This is a genomic window from Nocardia implantans, from assembly GCF_035544775.1.
GTDB classification, from domain to species: Bacteria; Actinomycetota; Actinomycetes; order Mycobacteriales; family Mycobacteriaceae; genus Nocardia; species Nocardia implantans.
Window position 1 is genome coordinate 558,222 of the sequence record NZ_JAYKYQ010000002.1, and the last position, 16,569, is coordinate 574,790.

At 70.3% G+C, this 16,569-nt stretch carries 16 protein-coding genes and 1 pseudogene; 11 read left to right on the plus strand and 6 right to left on the minus strand.

Annotated features, from left to right (window positions below):
- Window positions 1-69 precede the first annotated feature (69 nt).
- The 5 genes from U3653_RS06805 (at window position 70) to U3653_RS06825 (ending at window position 4,946) form a co-directional block, all read left to right on the plus strand.
- Window positions 70-984 carry an ACP S-malonyltransferase gene (locus U3653_RS06805; RefSeq protein ID WP_195077721.1) on the plus strand — a complete coding sequence of 305 codons (915 nt, stop codon included), beginning with the start codon at window positions 70-72 and terminating at the stop codon, window positions 982-984.
- Window positions 985-1,106: 122 nt separating this feature from the next.
- Entirely contained in the window at window positions 1,107-1,409 is a 303-nt protein-coding gene (acpM, locus tag U3653_RS06810; RefSeq protein ID WP_039796877.1) for a meromycolate extension acyl carrier protein AcpM, read from the plus strand.
- A 10-nt stretch (window positions 1,410-1,419) separates the two neighbouring features.
- Entirely contained in the window at window positions 1,420-2,670 is a 1,251-nt protein-coding gene (locus tag U3653_RS06815; RefSeq protein ID WP_195077722.1) for a KasA/KasB family beta-ketoacyl-ACP synthase, read from the plus strand.
- A gap of 122 nt (window positions 2,671-2,792) precedes the next feature.
- Window positions 2,793-4,226: an acyl-CoA carboxylase subunit beta gene (locus tag U3653_RS06820; RefSeq protein WP_195077723.1), complete on the plus strand. Its 1,434-nt coding sequence runs from the start codon at window positions 2,793-2,795 to the stop codon at window positions 4,224-4,226.
- Between the two features lie 234 nt (window positions 4,227-4,460).
- Window positions 4,461-4,946 (plus strand): winged helix-turn-helix transcriptional regulator, encoded by a 486-nt coding sequence (locus U3653_RS06825; RefSeq protein ID WP_195077724.1) that lies wholly within the window; start codon window positions 4,461-4,463, stop codon window positions 4,944-4,946.
- Window positions 4,947-4,967: 21 nt separating this feature from the next.
- Here the strand turns inward: U3653_RS06825 and U3653_RS06830 are convergent, their stop codons facing one another.
- Complete coding sequence (locus tag U3653_RS06830) at window positions 4,968-5,654, minus strand: nitroreductase (RefSeq protein WP_195077725.1); 687 nt, start codon at window positions 5,652-5,654, stop codon at window positions 4,968-4,970.
- 182 nt (window positions 5,655-5,836) lie between these two features.
- Between U3653_RS06830 and U3653_RS33285 the strand changes: the two genes are divergently transcribed.
- The gene (locus U3653_RS33285; RefSeq protein WP_435406546.1) at window positions 5,837-7,777 is read left to right on the plus strand and encodes an Eco57I restriction-modification methylase domain-containing protein; all 1,941 of its coding nucleotides are present in this window, start codon (window positions 5,837-5,839) and stop codon (window positions 7,775-7,777) included.
- On the opposite strand, the pseudogene U3653_RS06840 reads toward U3653_RS33285, so the two are convergent.
- Window positions 7,700-8,446, minus strand: a pseudogene (locus U3653_RS06840) (TetR/AcrR family transcriptional regulator); the annotation flags it as partial. The gene U3653_RS33285 and the pseudogene U3653_RS06840 sit on opposite strands and share 78 nt — an antisense overlap.
- Here U3653_RS06840 and U3653_RS06845 point away from each other — a divergent pair.
- Together U3653_RS06845 and U3653_RS06850 are read left to right on the plus strand one after the other, a co-directional pair.
- Window positions 8,445-9,257, plus strand: a complete 813-nt coding sequence (locus U3653_RS06845; protein WP_195077726.1) for an SDR family NAD(P)-dependent oxidoreductase — start codon at window positions 8,445-8,447, stop codon at window positions 9,255-9,257. The pseudogene U3653_RS06840 and the gene U3653_RS06845 overlap by 2 nt on opposite strands.
- Before the next feature lie 107 nt (window positions 9,258-9,364).
- The gene (locus U3653_RS06850) at window positions 9,365-10,360 is read left to right on the plus strand and encodes a GAF domain-containing protein (protein WP_323123889.1); all 996 of its coding nucleotides are present in this window, start codon (window positions 9,365-9,367) and stop codon (window positions 10,358-10,360) included.
- A gap of 24 nt (window positions 10,361-10,384) precedes the next feature.
- On the opposite strand, the gene U3653_RS06855 is transcribed toward U3653_RS06850, so the two are convergent.
- The 3 genes from U3653_RS06855 to U3653_RS06865 all read right to left on the minus strand — a co-directional run bounded on the left by U3653_RS06855 (window position 10,385) and on the right by U3653_RS06865 (window position 12,259).
- On the minus strand, window positions 10,385-10,570 hold the full coding sequence (locus U3653_RS06855; protein ID WP_039803648.1) for a hypothetical protein: 186 nt from the start codon (window positions 10,568-10,570) through the stop codon (window positions 10,385-10,387).
- A gap of 167 nt (window positions 10,571-10,737) precedes the next feature.
- Complete coding sequence (locus U3653_RS06860; protein ID WP_195077728.1) at window positions 10,738-11,253, minus strand: gamma carbonic anhydrase family protein; 516 nt, start codon at window positions 11,251-11,253, stop codon at window positions 10,738-10,740.
- Window positions 11,254-11,263: 10 nt separating this feature from the next.
- The gene (locus U3653_RS06865; RefSeq protein WP_195077729.1) at window positions 11,264-12,259 is read right to left on the minus strand and encodes a GlxA family transcriptional regulator; all 996 of its coding nucleotides are present in this window, start codon (window positions 12,257-12,259) and stop codon (window positions 11,264-11,266) included.
- A 71-nt stretch (window positions 12,260-12,330) separates the two neighbouring features.
- Between U3653_RS06865 and U3653_RS06870 the strand changes: the two genes are divergently transcribed.
- A complete protein-coding gene (locus U3653_RS06870) occupies window positions 12,331-13,098 on the plus strand; it encodes an MBL fold metallo-hydrolase (RefSeq protein ID WP_195077730.1) in 768 nt (255 codons plus the stop codon).
- A gap of 130 nt (window positions 13,099-13,228) precedes the next feature.
- Window positions 13,229-14,338, plus strand: a complete 1,110-nt coding sequence (gene ald / locus U3653_RS06875; RefSeq protein WP_195077731.1) for an alanine dehydrogenase — start codon at window positions 13,229-13,231, stop codon at window positions 14,336-14,338.
- Here ald and sigJ read toward each other — a convergent pair whose 3' ends face one another.
- The gene (gene sigJ, locus U3653_RS06880; RefSeq protein WP_195077732.1) at window positions 14,339-15,289 is read right to left on the minus strand and encodes an RNA polymerase sigma factor SigJ; all 951 of its coding nucleotides are present in this window, start codon (window positions 15,287-15,289) and stop codon (window positions 14,339-14,341) included. It abuts the gene before it with no gap.
- Window positions 15,290-15,427: 138 nt separating this feature from the next.
- Between sigJ and U3653_RS06885 the strand changes: the two genes are divergently transcribed.
- Complete coding sequence (locus tag U3653_RS06885) at window positions 15,428-16,345, plus strand: cobalamin biosynthesis protein (protein ID WP_195077733.1); 918 nt, start codon at window positions 15,428-15,430, stop codon at window positions 16,343-16,345.
- Window positions 16,346-16,569: the final 224 nt, after the last annotated feature.

The window sequence follows — 16,569 nt, forward strand, 5'->3', positions numbered from 1 at the left end:
AAAGCGCTTCCGAACCTTCATCCGCGTCGACATCTCGTGCGGCCCGCCTCACAGTGTTTTCTTAGAGGCGTGATCGCGTTGTTCGCCCCTGGACAGGGCTCTCAGACACCCGGCATGCTCGCGCCTTGGCTCGACCTTCCCGGCGCGAACGAGCGCCTCACGCTGTGGTCCAAGGCTTCGGGCCTGGACCTGGTCCGTCTCGGCACCACCGCGACGGCCGAGGAGATCACCGACACCGCCGTGACCCAGCCGTTGGTGGTCGCCGCCGCGCTGCTGGCGTTCGCGGAGATCTCGCCCGAGGAGCTTCCCGCCGCTACCATCGTTGCCGGGCACTCGGTCGGTGAACTCGCCGCCGCCGCGGTCGCCGGAGTCATCTCCGCCGACGACGCGGTCCGGCTGGCCGCGATCCGCGGAGCGGAGATGGCCAAGGCGTGCGCACTGGAGCCGACCGGTATGTCCGCGGTGCTCGGCGGCGACGAGGCCGCCGTGCTCGAACGGCTCACCGAACTCGACCTCGTTCCGGCCAACCGCAACGCGGTGGGTCAGATCGTGGCGGCGGGCCGGTTGGACGCTCTGGCCGAGCTCGCCGCGAACCCTCCGGAGAAGGCCAGGGTTCGGGCGCTGCCCGTCGCTGGCGCGTTCCACACGGCGTTCATGGCTCCGGCGCAGGATGCTGTGACCGAAGCCATAACGAAGATCACGCCGAACGAGCCGACAAGGACCTTGCTCTCGAACTTCGACGGCAAGCCGGTCGCGTCCGGACAGGACGCGATCGACAAGCTCGCCGCGCAGGTCACCCGGCCTGTTCGCTGGGATCTGTGCACCGAGACCGTCCGGCGGGCCGGCGTCTCGGCGGTGGCGGAGCTTCCGCCGGCGGGCACCCTCGTCGGCATCGCCAAAAGGGAACTGAAGGGCACGCCCACGCTGGCCCTGAAGACCCCGCAAGACCTCCCCGCGTTGGCTGAGCTGACCGTCTCCGGCTAGCTTTCCTGCGCGACCATGCATCGCACGATGCGAGGTCGTGACCGAGAGGCGGTAACTATTACCGCGCTCGATCCGAAAAAAACCAGTAGAGCCCTACAAAGTATCAAGAAGGGAGCCACGAAGTGGCCGCTCTGACCCAGGAACAAATCGTCGAGGAACTCGGCAAGATCATCGAAGAGGTGACCGGCATCGAGCCCTCCGAGGTGACGATCGAGAAGTCCTTCGTCGATGACCTGGACATCGACTCGCTGTCCATGGTCGAGATCGCGGTTCAGACCGAGGACAAGTACGGCGTGAAGATCCCCGACGAGGATCTGGCCAGCCTGAAGACGGTCGGCGACGCCGTCAACTACATCCAGAAGCTCGAGGCCGAGAACGCTGAGGCGGCGGCCGAGCTCAAGGCCAAGTTCGACAACGCCGAGTAGGGCCGAAACTGTGACCACTCCTTCCACCTTGAACGGGAACTTCCCCAACGTCGTCGTAACCAGCCTTGCGGCGACCACGTCGATCGCGGGTGACGTCGATGCGACGTGGAAGGGACTCCTCAACGGCGAGAGCGGCATCGACGTTCTCGAGGATTCCTTCGTCGAGGAATACGATCTTCCGGTCCGCATCGGCGGTCACCTGAAGGTCCGGCCCGACACCCTGCTGTCTCGTGTCGAATGTCGGCGCATGGCCTACGTCGAGCAGCTCGCGACCGTGCTCGGTCGCGAGGTCTGGCGCAACGCGGGCAGCCCGGAAGTCGACCCGGAGCGGCTGGGTGTGGCCATCGGCACCGGATTGGGAGGCGGCGACGCCCTCATCGATTCCGTGGACAAGCTGAAGAACGGCGGCTACCGCAAGATCTCGCCGTTGGCTGTGCAGATGGTCATGCCGAACGGCCCTTCGGCCGTTGTCGGCCTCGAATTGAAGGCCAGGGCAGGAGTGGTCACTCCGGTCTCGGCATGCTCGTCCGGCTCCGAGGCCATCGCCAACGCCTGGCGGATGATCGTCATGGGTGACGCGGACATCGTCGTCACCGGTGGCGTCGAGGGCTTCATCGACGCGGTGCCGATCGCGGCGTTCACCATGATGCGCGCCATGAGCACCCGCAACGACGACCCGAAGGGCGCCTCGCGTCCGTTCGACAAGGATCGCGACGGTTTCGTCTTCGGCGAGGCGGGCGCGCTGATGGTCATCGAGACCGAGGAGCACGCGAAGGCTCGCGGCGCGACCATCCACGCGCGTCTGCTCGGCGCGGGCATCACCTCCGACGGCTTCCACCTCGTCGCCCCCGATCCGACGGGTGACGGCGCCGCGCGGGCGATGACCAGGGCGATGCAGTCCGCGGGTCTGACCAAGAAGGACATCACGCACATCAACGCGCACGCGACCGCGACGCCGATCGGCGACACCGCCGAGGCGAACGCGATCAACAAGGCCGTCGGCACGCACGCCTCGGTGTACGCGCCCAAGTCGGCGCTCGGCCACTCGATCGGCGCCGTCGGCGCCCTGGAGTCCGTGCTGACCGTGCTGTCCATCCGCGACGGCATCGTTCCGCCGACGCTCAACCTGGAGAACCAGGATCCGGAGATCGATCTCGACGTGGTGAAGGGCGAAGCCCGCCGCCAGGAGATCGAGTACGCGATCAACAACTCCTTCGGATTCGGTGGGCACAACGTGGCGCTCGCCTTCGGTCGGGCATAGCCGCGCGATCGACTGCACAACGATTCCGGCGGGGCCGGCCATCTCGATTGGCTCGGCCCCGCCGTGTTTCGACATACGCAGCCGCGGCAGCGGCACGCTCTTTGAAATGAGGAGACAACGCGATGACAATCATCGCTCCCGCGTTGCACCAGGAGACGGCGACCGACCCGCGCGATCCGCTCGGCCGGCTCCAGCGCTTCTTCGATCCGGGCACCATTCTTCCGCTCCACCCGCGTGACAAGTCCGGCGTGCTCGCCGCCATCGGCGAGGTGGACGGCGTCCGCACCGTCGCCTACTGCTCCGACGCCACCGTCATGGGCGGCGCGATGGGCGTGGAGGGCTGCAAGCACATCGTCGACGCGATCGACACCGCCATCGACTCCGGTGTCCCCGTGGTCGGCCTGTGGCACTCCGGTGGCGCTCGCCTTGCCGAGGGTGTCGAGGCGCTGCACGCGGTCGGCCAGGTCTTCGAGGCCATGGTCCGCGCGTCCGGCCTGGTCCCGCAGATCTCCGTGGTGCTCGGCTTCGCGGCGGGCGGCGCCGCCTACGGCCCGGCGCTGACCGACATCGTGATCATGGCTCCGGAGGGCCGCGTCTTCGTGACCGGCCCGGACGTGGTGCGCAGCGTGACCGGCGAGCAGGTCGACATGGCCACTCTCGGCGGGCCGGAGACGCACGGTAAGAAGTCCGGCGTCACCCACATCGTGGCCGACGACGAGTCCGACGCGCTGCACCGCGCGCGCAGGCTGGTGTCGATGTTCGCCGAGCAGGGCGAATTCGATCTGGTCGCGGCCGAGCACGGCGACGTGGACCTGAAGGCCATGCTGCCGGAGTCGGCCAAGCGCGCCTACGACGTCAAGCCGATCATCAACGAGCTGCTCGACAACGTCGACGGCGAGTCGTCGTTCGAGGAATTGCAGGGCGGGTACGCCCGCAGCATCGTCACCGGTCTCGGTCGCCTCGGCGGCCGCACCGTCGGCGTGCTGGCGAACAACCCCATTCGGCTGGGCGGCTGCCTGAACTCCGAGAGCGCGGAGAAGGCGGCGCGCTTCGTGCGGCTGTGCGACGCGTTCGGTATTCCGCTGATCGTGATCACCGACGTTCCGGGGTACCTGCCCGGCGTCGGCCAGGAGTGGGAAGGCGTCGTGCGGCGCGGCGCGAAGCTGCTGCACGCGTTCGCCGAGGCGCGCGTTCCGCGGGTCACGCTGGTCACCAGGAAGATCTACGGCGGCGCCTACATCGCGATGAACGCCCGCTCGCTCGGCGCGACGGCGGTCTACGCGTGGCCGGGTTCGGAGGTGGCCGTCATGGGCGCCAAGGCCGCGGTCGGCATCCTGCACAAGAAGGCTCTCGCGGCCGCGCCGGAGGAGGAGCGCGAAGCGCTGCACGAGCGGCTCACCGCCGAGCACGAGCGCATCGCGGGCGGTGTGGAGCGCGCCATGGCCATCGGCGTCGTCGACCAGGTCATCGACCCGGCGAAGACCCGCAGCATCATCGCCGCCGCGCTGGCGGCGGCCCCGGCCCGCGCCAGCCACCACAAGAACATTCCGCTCTGAACTACGCGCTGAAGCGGGCCCGGCACACCTTGGGTTCACGCGGTCGTCGCAACGCTCTCGAATCGGGAGATTGCGGCGACCGTGTCGGTTTGCGGGGCCGGCTTCGCGTTCGGCGACTTCGTATCCCGGCGGCGGTGTGGACTCGATGGTTTTGGGGTGTCGCACGCAGTCCGAGCGGCGAAATCGTGAGGTCTCACGGGGCGGGAGCGGCTCGATGGTCGGTAGCATCGGGAGGTGCGCTACGAAGAACTGGCCGATGTGCCGTGCTCGATCACGCGCCCGCTCGTGATCTTCGGTGACCGCTGGACGTTGCTGATTCTCAAGTCGTGCTTCTCCGGCATCCGTCGGTTCAACGCGTTCCAGAGCGCACTCGGTATCTCGCGCAGCAGATTGCAGGATCGTCTGGACCGGCTGATCGAGCACGGCATCCTCGTCAAGCAGAAGGCCGCCGTCGGCGCGCACGAGGAGTACCGCCTCACCCCCAAAGGCCACGACATCTACCCGATTCTGCTGGCCATCCGCGATTGGGGCGACACCTATATGGCCCCCGAAGGCCCCCCGGTGCGGTACAACCATCACGATTGCACGGGCGAGGCGCACGTCCGGCTCGAATGCGATTCGTGCGGAAGCGAACTCACCGCGCGCGATGTCACCCCGGCGCCGGGCCCCGGCTTGCTGGGCGTCACCGGCGCCGAGGCGACCGCGGGCAGCGCGCGCTAGCGGCGGGCGCGCCCTCGGGGGTCAGTCGGCGAACCAGGTGGTGACTTCGTCGGCGTCGGCCCTGGTGGTGCGAAAGCCGTTGACCGGATGATCGAGGTCCGGATATCCGAACGAGATTCCGGCGACGACCTTGCGCTGCTCCGGGATGCCGAAGTACTCGCGGAGGAAGGGGGAGTAGGAGGCCAGTGCCGCCTGCGGCGCCGCGCCGAGCCCGAGGCTCTGCGCGCCCAACAGGAAACTGCCGATGTACAGGCCGCAGTCCACCGCCCCGTAGACGCCCAGATCGGCTTCGGTGGTCACGATCGCCACATGCGGGGCGTCGAAGAGTTCGAAATTCCGGACGGCCTGCCGCATGGTCTTCTCGTGATCGCCTTTGGCGATGCCGACGCTGTCGTACAGCTGCTTTCCGCACTCGCGCCTGCGGTCCCGATAGACGCCGGTGTACTGGGCGGGGAACTCGAAATCGGGCGCCGGTGTCGCCGTCGCGATGTGTTCGAGCAGTTCCTTCCGGAAGCGATCGGTTCCGGAGCCCTCCGTCACCACGACCTGCCAAGGCTGGGTGTTGCACCATGACGGCGTCCGCTGGGCCAGCCGCAACAGGGCGCGGATGGTGTCGCGCTCGACGGGCTGGGAGCGGAATTGCCTGCAGGTCCATCGGTCGTCGAGCACTCGGGCCAGCGTCGTGAAGTCGTCGGTCGTCACGGTCATTCCCCCGCCTCCTTTGGCAGTCTTATTTTGAGACCGAACGCTAGCATCGAATGCCGTGGCGCGAAAGCCGGGGGGATCCGCCGTCGCCGGAACGGGGCGAGTCGAGCGCGACGCGCGCGGTCGCGCAAAAGTGTTGCCCGCGTTGCGGCAACGGGCGCGGTCGCAGCAGGCAGAATCCCGATATGGCGTCCGAAGCTCCCGCCGCGCGGGACCGCAAACGGCACGGCAGGCATTACACGCCGCCCGTGCTGGCCCGGTTCCTCGCGCAACGGCTGGTGCGCCATGCCGAGCCGTCGGCCGCCGGCGTCCTGCGCGTGCTCGATCCGGCCTGCGGCGACGGCGAATTGCTGTTCGCCGTGCACCGTGAGGTGGCCGCCCGGTTTCCCGGCATCCGTCTGGTGTTGATCGGCTACGACCTGGACGCCCGCGCGCTCGCGATCGCCCGTAAGCGCGCCCGCGCGGCGGGGATCGCCGTGCACTGGCGCGAGGCGGACTTCCTCGCGGTCGAGGCGCGGCTCGCCGACGGCTCGTTCGACGCGGTGATCACCAACCCGCCGTATGTGCGAACCCAGCAGTTGGGTGGGCCGACCGCGCAGTTGCTGAGCAAACGATTCGGTCTGCGCGGGCGGATCGACCTGACCCACCCGTTCGTCGCGACGCTGCCCCGGCTGCTGGCCGCGGGAGGTGTGCTCGGCCTGCTGTGCGCCAACCGGTTCCTGACCACCAAGGCGGGCGCGAACATCCGGCGGCTGTTGCTGACCGATCTGGCTCCGGTCGAGCTGTACGACCTGGGAGACACCAAACTGTTCACCGCCGCTGTACTGCCCGCGATCACCATCGCGCGCCGCGAAAACCACGGCGAGGGCTGCCGCTATGCCTCCGCCTACGAGGTCACCGGCGAAACACCCGGTGCGAAGACGCTGTTCGAGGCGCTGCTCGACCCGGGCGGTTCGATCGTCCAGTACAACGGCCGTACCTTCGCCGTCGAGGTCGGCAGGTTGGCGACCGAGTGCGGGCCGCCCGCGGACGCCGGAGCCGGTCGTGGTCGCGAGGAGAGTCCTGGCGCCGCGCCGGAACGCACGGTGGGACGGAGGATTTCCCGGGGCGTGGCGCGGGAGCCGGAGACCGCGTGGCGGATGTCGCACGACGCGATCGATGCGTGGCTGGCGCGGATAGCGGGGGCGACCTGGCGCAGTTTCGGTGAGCTGGCGCGCATCCGGGTCGGCATCAAGACGACCGCCGACCGCGTGTTCATCTCCGACCGCTGGGCACAGGCCGACCCGTGTCCCGAGCCCGAACTGCTGCTCGACCTGATCACCCATCACGATCTGGCACCGTGGCGAGCCACCCGCGCCCGCGACGTGCGCGTGCTGTATCCCTACGACCTGGCCCGTGCCCGCCGCACGCCGATCGATCTCGGCCGGTACCCAGGCGCGGCCGCGTATCTGCGGTCGCATCGCGCGACGCTGGCCGGGCGTCGCTATGTCGTCGACAGCGGTCGCGCCTGGTACGAGATCTGGGTTCCGCAGCGCCCGCACCTGTGGCGGCAGCCGAAGCTGGTCTTCCCGGACATCAGCGATCGGCCGCGTTTCGCGCTGGACAGTTCGGGCGCGGTGGTCAACGGCGACTGCTACTGGATCTCGCTGCCCGATCTGGCCGGTGCGCCCGCCGAGGCGACGCGCTTGGCCTATCTGCTGATGGGCGTGGCCAACTCGGCGCTCGGATTGCGGTTCTACGACGTGGTCTGCGGCAATCGGCTGTACTCGGGCAGGCGGCGGTGGATCACCCAGTACGTGTCCCGGCTGCCGGTGCCCGATCCGGCGACGGCCCGGTCGGCGCGCGTGATCGATCTGGTGCGCGAGTTCGTGGAGGGCCGGGCGGCGGACCCGGTGGCGCGGGCCGAGCTGGACGCGCGGGTGGCCGCGGCGTTCGGCGTCGGATCAGGCGCTGACCTGGACGCCGACCATCGGCAGCAGTGTGCGCCGGGCGAACTCGCGGGCCGCGTCCCGATCGCTGACCGGGATCAGGCCGTCGGGGGTGAGGGCCAGCGACAGCGCCAGCCGGGCCATGATCTCGGCGACCAGGTCGGCGTCGAAGTCGTGCGTGCCACCGGCATCCCGTAGCTCGCGCAGCTTCTCGGCCAGGTAGTCGCGGCCGACGGCGAGGATCGGGCCCGCCTCGGTGGTGAGCCGGGGCAGGATCAGGTCGGGCTCGGTGCGCAGCAGCCTGCGCAGCAGTTCGTTGCCCGCGATGGCGCTGATGAACGCGACGAAGATCTCGACCAGCTGATCGTCGTTGCCCGAGACGGTGTGCACCTGCTTCTCGATCGCCGCGACGAAGCGCTGCGCCTCCCGGACGCTGACCGCCTCGACCAGGTCGTTCTTGGATTCGTAGCGCCGATACAGGGTGGCGGGGCTGATGCCGGCGCGGCGGGCGATCTCGCCCATGCTGGTCCGCTTGATGCCGAAGTCCAAGAAGGCCGACAGCGCGCTTTCCAGGAGCTTTTCGCCGTCGGCGACCGGCTTCTCGAGGATGCGCTGCAACATGGGCGAGATGGTTGGCATCGGATCTCCAGTAGGTTCGGCGCGGTCGCCGGGCGGTGGCCGGTGGGCGCGGCATCGCGACGGGTGACGGACGGGGAAGTCCATTATTTCATTGGGTGGGCGCGGCGTGACCCGGCATCGGCCGTCGGCGCGGTGACACGGAGTGGGTCGCGTGTCCAAAATCGGGGGGCTAGCCTGTGGTCGGCGTCCGGCCGCGCCTTCGGCCGGCGCGGAAAGGGGTTGAGCCATGGGGTATTTCGCGAACCGCGTGGTAGCGGTCACCGGCGCGGGCGCTGGAATCGGCCGGGCGTTGGCGGTGGCGCTGGCGGGTGCGGGGGCCTCGCTGGCGCTGTCGGACAAGTCGGCGCAGGCCGTGGCCGAGACGGGGGAGTTGTGCGCGGCCGTCGGCCGCGAGCCGTCGGTGAGCACGGTGGACGTCACCGATCGCGCGGCGGTGTTCGCGTACGCGGAGCGGACCGTCGCGCGATTCGGGCGGGTCGAGGCGCTGTTCAACAACGCGGGCATCCTGCACGTCGGCAGTGTGCTGGAGTCGCCGTTCGGTGACTTCGAACGGGTGATGGCCGTCGACTTCTGGGGTGTGGTCAACGGGACCAAGGCGTTCCTGCCCCATCTGCTGGCCGCCGAGCGCGCCCACATCGTCAATATGTCTTCGGCGTTCGGACTGGTGGCCGTCGCGCGGCACGCGCCGTACAACGCGGCGAAGTTCGCCGTGCGCGGCTTCACCGAGTCGCTGCGGCAGGACATGCGGGCGGCGGGCGGCTCGGTGCGGGTCACCGGGGTGTATCCCGGCGGCGTGCTCACCGGCATCGCCCGGTCGGCGAGCGTCGCGCCGGGCGTCGACGCGGCAGAGGTGGTGCGCCGATTCGAGGGACACGTGGCCAGGACCAGCCCGGCCGCGGCGGCGCGGAGCATCCTGCGCGGCGTCGCGCGCGGCGAGGCGAAGGTGCTGGTCGGCATCGACGCCGTCGCTGTGGACCTGGTCACACGAATCGCGGGGTCGTACCACGAGAAGGTGCTGGACATGGTATTCCGTTCCTGACCGCACGCGGGTGGCGCGGTCGGCGATGGGGAGGGCGAAATGACAACCGGCCGAATATATTCCGAGTTACGGCGACTTGACGATGATGGCGCGCTGGGGTGCCTGTGGTGACGAAATGGCTTTTGCTCGAGTGCTTTTCGGGTGAGCCGGGGTGCGTGATCGCGGTGGGTTCCACGCCGAAGTCGTTCGTGCCGCTGGGCAATATCGTGCGCAATCCGCTGTCGCGGGCCGACGCGGAGGCGGCGTTGCGGCGGGCATGCGCCACCGGTGCGCCGGTCGCGCACGTCTCCGGTGACGGGCGGCGCACGGTGCGGGCCGAGCCGTTGCTCATCGCGCCCGGGCGGGCGCATGCCGTACGACTGTGGGTCGGTCCCCGGCAGGAGCCGGTCGCCGCGCCCGACCCGATGGGGGCGTGGTACTTCGATCTCACGAACAACCGGTCGGTGCGCAGCATCGACCTGCTGGACCTGTACGGCGTCGCGCCGGAGAACCGCGCCGCCGAACTGGCCATCGCGGGCGCGTTCACCCGGTTGGTCACCAACCGCGACGAGAGCGAGGCGCTGGCCAAGATCGTCAATTCCGCGCCCGGCACCGAACATCAGGCGGTCTGGACCATCCGGCGCGACGACGACGCCCTGCGCGCCGGGCATTTCTCCTGCCGGATCGTCGCCGAGCCGGATGACGCGGGCGAGCGGCGGGTGCTGCTGCGCGGCGTGACCCAGGACATCGGCGCGGCCACGGCCGTCTCCGCCGCTCCGCCGCCGACGATCCTCGAGTACACGGTGCTGGAGGCCGCCACCGAGCCCGGTGAGTACCGCGCGATCGTGGACCTGCGCTCGTTGCGGCTGATCCGGTGGATCGGGCCGCCCATGCCCGACGTCGCCTGGGCGGATCTGCCGGGACAGCCGAGACCGCAGATTCATCCGGAAGATCTGGCGACCGCGAAGGCCATGTCGCGGGACCTGGCGCGGCGGCGCACCGAGGGAACGGTGCGTCTGCGCCGGGTGGACGGCAGCTGGCAACCGGTACGAATACGAGCCGCGTTGATGGCGCTGGATCAGCACACCACGGCCGGACTCGCCACGCTCACCGCGGAAACGTGACCCGCGGTGAGCGTGGCGGCGAAGTCATTGGCGCGGCAGATCCAGCTCGGCCATTTCCTTCTCGATCGCATTCGCGGCGAAATCGACACCGCGAGAACGTAATTCATGAACCCGGCGCTGGAGCGCCTCGACTCCGCCGGGTTGGGCCGCGATGTCGGCGACGCTGATCCGGCCCTTGGGCCCGTGCACACCCGACTGCACGTACGACACCGTGATACCTCCTGCCTGCACGCTCGCCCACCCACCGACCCGGGTGGGTTCCCCACTGCGCTACAAGTCGCACGACGACCGTGTCGACAGGAGAGCCCGGGTCGCCGGGCACGCTGGCTGAATGCTATCAGCGATCTTTATTGGACACTTGATCAGTGTGTCCTGTTTCACACCTCATTCGCCGTGCGATGTTGGGCTGTATTTGCTAGGTAGACAGTCGCATTCAGGCGAATGCGATCTTGCTCCTCGGCGCCGAGTTCGCGTCGCACCTTGCCGGGCACGCCCGCCACGAGCGAGCCGGGCGGAATCCGCGCGCCTTCCGGGATCAGCGCGTTGGCCGCGATCAGGCTGCCCGGCCCGACCACGGCGCCGTTGAGGATGGTGGCGCCCATGCCGACCAGCACGTCGTCGCCGATGGTGCACCCGTGCAGGATCGCGTTGTGCCCGACCGAGACACCCGTCCCGACGGTCAGCGGGAAGCCCGGGTCGGCGTGCAGCACGCAGCCGTCCTGGATATTGCTGCGCGCGCCGACCTCGATGGTCTCCAGGTCGCCGCGCAGCACCGCGCTGTACCAGACGCTGACTCCGGCATCGAGCCGCACGCGGCCGATCACGGTGGCGTTCGGCGCGATCCACGCGCTCTCATCGATGTCCGGCGCATGTTCGCCCAGCTGAATCCGCATGGCCACGAACTTAGCTGGCCTGGCTGTCCGGGTCGCTCATGGCCCGCGGGGCGGCAGGCCGGTGCTGCCCCTGGAAGCTGGCGCGGTGGGCGGCGGGACTGGTGCCGAGGATGCGGTGGAAGTGGTGGCGCAAGCTCACCGCCGTGCCGAAGCCGGTGTCGGCGGCGATGCGTTCCACGGTGTCGGCGGTGGATTCGAGCAGCAGGCGCGCGCGGTCGGTGCGCTGGAGCAGCAGCCACTGCTGGGGGCTGGTGCCGGTGCGGTCGCGAAAGCGGCGGGTGAACGTGCGCCGGGACATGAGCGCCACGCGGGCCCAGTGGTCCAGGTCGAGCGGGTCGCCGAGATTCGCGCGCGCCCAGACCATGGCGCGCTCGATCGGATCGTCGTCGGCGGCGTCGGGCACCGCGACGGGAATGTACTGCGCCTGGGAGCCGCTGCGATGCGGGGCGGTGACCAGTGCCCTGGCCAACTCGGTGGCCGCTTTGCTGCCGAGATCGCCGCGGACCAGATGCAGGCAGCAGTCCAGCGCCGCGGCCACCCCGGCGGAGGTCACGACGTCGCCCAGATCCGACCACAGCGTGTCGGCGCGGACCCGAACCGCGGGGAACGCGCGGGCGAGTTCCGCCGCGGAGGCCCAGTGGGTGGTGACCTCGCGACCGTCGGCCAGGCCGGTGGCGGCCACCGCCCAGGAACCGAGGCACAGCCCGACGATTCTCGCGCCGCGCGCGTGGGCGGCGCGCACGGCGGCGCGCACGTCGGCGGGCAGCGGTTCGCCGAGTGGCCAACTCGGGATCACGACGGTGTCGGCGCGGGTCAGCGTCTCCAGGTCGTGCTGGACGTGGATGTCGAATCCGGCGGGGGTGCGCAGTCTTCCGGGGCGCTCGGCGCACACGTCCACGCGGTAAGGCGCCGGCCCCTCCACGCCGACCCGGCCGAAGACGAGGCTGGGCACGGACAGATGGAAGGGGCTTATCCCGTCGAAAGCGAGGACGGCCACCGTACGCATGGCCCGATCTTAACGGTAAGCGGCTCGCGGGCCACTGTCTCCGGACTTACGGGCAAGACAAGATCAACGGCATGAGCAACACGATCGAACGCACCGGCCTGGAACTCCTGCATGTCGGCGGCCCCACGGTGTGGTTCCGCTACGCGGGCCGCACCTGGCTGACCGACCCCACCTTCGACGAACCCGGCGACTATCCCGGCCCCGTCACGCTGCACAAACTCACCGGGCCCGCGGTATCGCAGGAGGACATCGGCCCCGTGGACGTGGTGCTGCTCTCGCACGACGAACACGCCGACAACCTCGACGACTCCGGCCGGAAGTTGCTGACCACGGTGCCGACCGTGCTGTCCACACCCGGTGCCGCGACCCGCATCGACGGCGTGCGCGGGCTGGCCGAATGGGAGACGGTGACGGTGCACGGCGTGCGGGTGACCGCTGTGCCGGCCCTGCACGGCCCCGAGGGCTGCGAGCCGTTCAGCGGAGTCGTCACCGGGTTCGTGCTGCGCGCCGAAGGCGAGCCGACGGTGTACGTCTCGGGCGACAACGCGTCGGTCGAGCTGGTGCGCCGTATCGCCGAGCGGATCGGCCGCATCGATATCGCGGTGCTCAATGTGGGCGCCGCGAACATCGGCCGTTTCGGCGACACCGACGTCACCCTGAACGCGCGCACCGCGCTGCAGGCGGCAGAAGCGCTCGGTGACGCGCTGATCGTGCCGGTGCACGCCGAAGGCTGGGCGCACTTCAGCGAGACGCTCGACTATCTGGGCCACGTCTTCCGCTACGGCGGCCGCGCCGAGCAGTTGCGCGTTCCGCCGCTGGGGCGCACCACCACCGTGTGAGCCGGCCCGCCCGCGTCCAGCTGGACAACGTGCCGAGAAACTCGCCCACGGCACGGGGTCAGGATGGTCGCCGTGCGCGTCCGGCGCGTCGGTCGTGGCGCGGACCCCGGCCCGGGGCGACGATGACGGTATGAGGATCGGAGTACCACGGGAGGTCAAGGAGCAAGAGTTCCGGGTAGCCCTGACGCCTGCGGGCGCGGGGGAACTGACCGGGCACGGACACGAGGTGCTGGTGCAGGCGGGCGCCGGGGCCGGATCGGGATTCCCCGACGCCGCCTACGCCGCGGTGGGAGCCCGCCTGATTCCCGACGCCGACCAGGTGTGGCGGGAAGCCGAACTGGTGTTGAAGGTGAAGGAGCCGATCGCGCAGGAGTACCCGCGGATGCGCCGGGGGCAGGTGCTGTTCACCTTCCTGCACCTGGCCGCGTCACGCGAATGCACCGACGCCGTGCTGCGCTCGGGCATCACGGCCATCGCCTACGAGATGGTGCGCGCGGCCGACGGATCGTTGCCCCTGCTGGCTCCGATGAGCGAGATCGCGGGCAAGCTCGGCGCGCAGGTCGGCGCGTATCACCTGATGGCTCCGCTCGGCGGCGCCGGACTGCTGCCGGGCGGCGTCCCCGGCGTGCGTCCGGCGGAGGTCGTGGTGCTCGGCGGCGGCGTCGCGGGGTCGAACGCGGCCGCGGTCGCCGTCGGCATGGGCGCGCGCGTCAGCGTGCTGGACACCAACCTGAACCGGTTGCGGGAACTGGACGCCCGTTTCGACGGGCGGATCGTCACCGTCGCCTCGAACGCCGCCGAGGTCCGGCGCGCGGTGCTGTCGGCCGATCTGGTGATCGGCGCGGTGCTGGTTCCCGGCGCACGCGCGCCGGAGCTGGTCTCCGACGAACTCGTCGGCGATATGCGCCCGGGCGCGGTGCTGGTGGACATCTCCATCGACCAGGGTGGCTGTTTCGCCTCGGCGCGTCCGACGACGCACGCGAATCCGACCTACCGGGTGGCGGATTCGTTGTTCTACTGCGTCGCCAACATGCCGGGGGCGGTGCCGCACACCTCGACGATCGCGCTCACCAACGCGACCCTGCCCTACGTGCGGGCGATCGCCGAACTCGGCTGGCAGGAGGCATGCGCCAGGCGCCCCGATCTCGCGCACGGGCTCACCGCGGACGCCGGGCGGCTGCTCTCGGCGGAAGTAGCGGCCGCGCACGGGTATTCGCGGCCGCTCGGCGTCGCGGGCTGACTACTCCCGCTCGGCGCGGCGTCCGCCGATGTACCAGTCGGGCTCGCCGGTGGTCGGCAGGTCACGCAGCTTGTCGGGGTTGCGCACCACGTCGATTGCGACGATACGACCGGCGTCGACGGTGAAGGAGAACACCCCCGTGTGGGTGCCGTCGAAGACCACCAGTCCGGGCTGGCCGTTGACCAGCACGGTGCGGCCCCAGCCGCCCGCCACTTGGTACCAGCCGAGCAGCAACTTGGCCACGAGCTCGGCGCCGTGCACGGGCTGGCGGATCGCGGGCACCTTGCCGCCGCCGTCGGCGGTGAGGCTCACGTTCGCGTCCAGGACGCCGAGCAGGGCGCTGAGATCGCCGGAACGCCAGGCCAGTGCGAAGGCCGACACCACCTTCTTCTGCTCGTCGGGGGAAGCGGGGAAGCGCGGAGTGCCCTGCTCGACGTGTTTGCGTGCCCGGGAGGCCAGTTGGCGGACGGCGGCCGGGGTGCGGCCGACCACTTCGGCGACCTCGGGGCCGCTCATGCCGAAGACGTCCTGCAGCACGAACGCGGTGCGCTCTGCGGGCGACAGCGACTCGAGCACGACCAGCAGCGCGGTGGTGACCCGTTCGTCCTGGGTGATCCGGTCGGCGGGGTCCTCCCAGCTGGTCACCTCCGGCTCCGGCAGCCATTCGCCCACGTACTGTTCGCGGCGCACCCGGGCGGAGCCGAGGTGGTCGAGGGCGAGCCGGCCGGTGACGGTGGACAGCCATGCCCGCAGGTTGTCGATCTCACCGGCGGCGCCGGTCTCGTACTGGCGCTGCAACCGCAGCCACGCCTCCTGCACGACGTCGTCGGCGTCGCTCAGACTGCCCAAGGTGCTGTAGGCGAGCCTGCGCAGATACGGGCGGTGTTCCTCGAAACGCCGAGCCAGCTCGGCCTGGTCGAGATGCTCGGGGGAAGGCTGCTCGGAAGTCACTGCTGTTCGCCGTTCGTCGTTCGGGCCCCCGCCGGGGCGAGTCTATGGATGCGTCACCGGGTCGACGACGCGGGGACGCGGAGTGTGACACGGCCGGGCCGTGCGGGCCGGTCGGGGGCCGCCCGATAGTGTCGCCGGGTGCAGAAGGGGACCTCCACCGCGCTCGGGTTGCTGCTCGGTTTCGCGCTCGATCGAGCGTTCGGCGATCCGCGGCGGTGGCATCCGGTGGCCGGATTCGGTTCCGCCGTCGCGGCGCTGGAGTCGGTGACCTATGCCGACCGGCGCGCAGCGGGGCTGGTGCACGAGGCCATGGCCGTCGGCGCGGTGGTTGGGCTAGGCGTGGCTTTTCGCCGGGGCGGCGTGGCCGCGACCGCCGTCGCGACCTGGACCGTGCTGGGGGGCCGAAGCCTGGCCCGGACCGGTCGCCGGATGGCCGACCACTTGGCGGAGGACGATCTGGACGGCGCCCGCGCGCTACTGCCCTCGCTGTGCGGGCGCGACCCGCGGGCGCTCGATGGCGACGGTCTGGCTCGCGCGGCCCTGGAGTCCATCGCCGAGAACACCTCCGACGCGGCCGTCGCGCCGGTGCTGTGGGGAGCGGTGGCGGGCATTCCGGGTTTGCTCGGGTATCGCGCGGTCAACACGCTCGACGCGATGATCGGCTACCGCAACGAGCGCTACCGGCGATTCGGCTGGACCGCCGCGCGCGTCGACGACGCGGCCAATCTGGTCCCGGCGCGCGTCACGGGGGTGCTCACCGCCCTGCTCGCCCCTTCGATCGGTGGACGACCCGCCGCCGCCCTTGCCGCGTGGCGGCGGGACGCCGCCGGGCATCCCAGCCCCAACGCGGGCGTGGCCGAAGCATCGATGGCCGGGGCGCTGGGCGTCCGGTTGGGTGGCCGCACCGACTACCCGCACGGCGTGGAGCTGCGCCCGGCCCTCGGTGACGGTCCGGCTCCGACCGTGCACGACCTGCGCCGCGCCGTCCGTCTTTCCGAGGCCGTGCAGTTCACCGCCACCCTGCTCGCCGCCGCCGTGGCCGCGATCAGGCGCTGACCAGGTCTGCGATTGCCGCCGCCGGAGTCTGCGCGGCAAGCCGCGCCAGGCATAGCCGCGTGCCGCCGCAGCCGGGGCCGGCGCGGCGGTGCGGGTTCGCCGCCCTGGCAAGCCATGGCGAACGGCAGCTACAGAACCGAGTCAACGGGGCGCACCGGCGGCCCCAGCCGGTTGCGATCGCCCTGCGACCGTGGGTCACCGGCCGCAACATGCGGATCACCCCT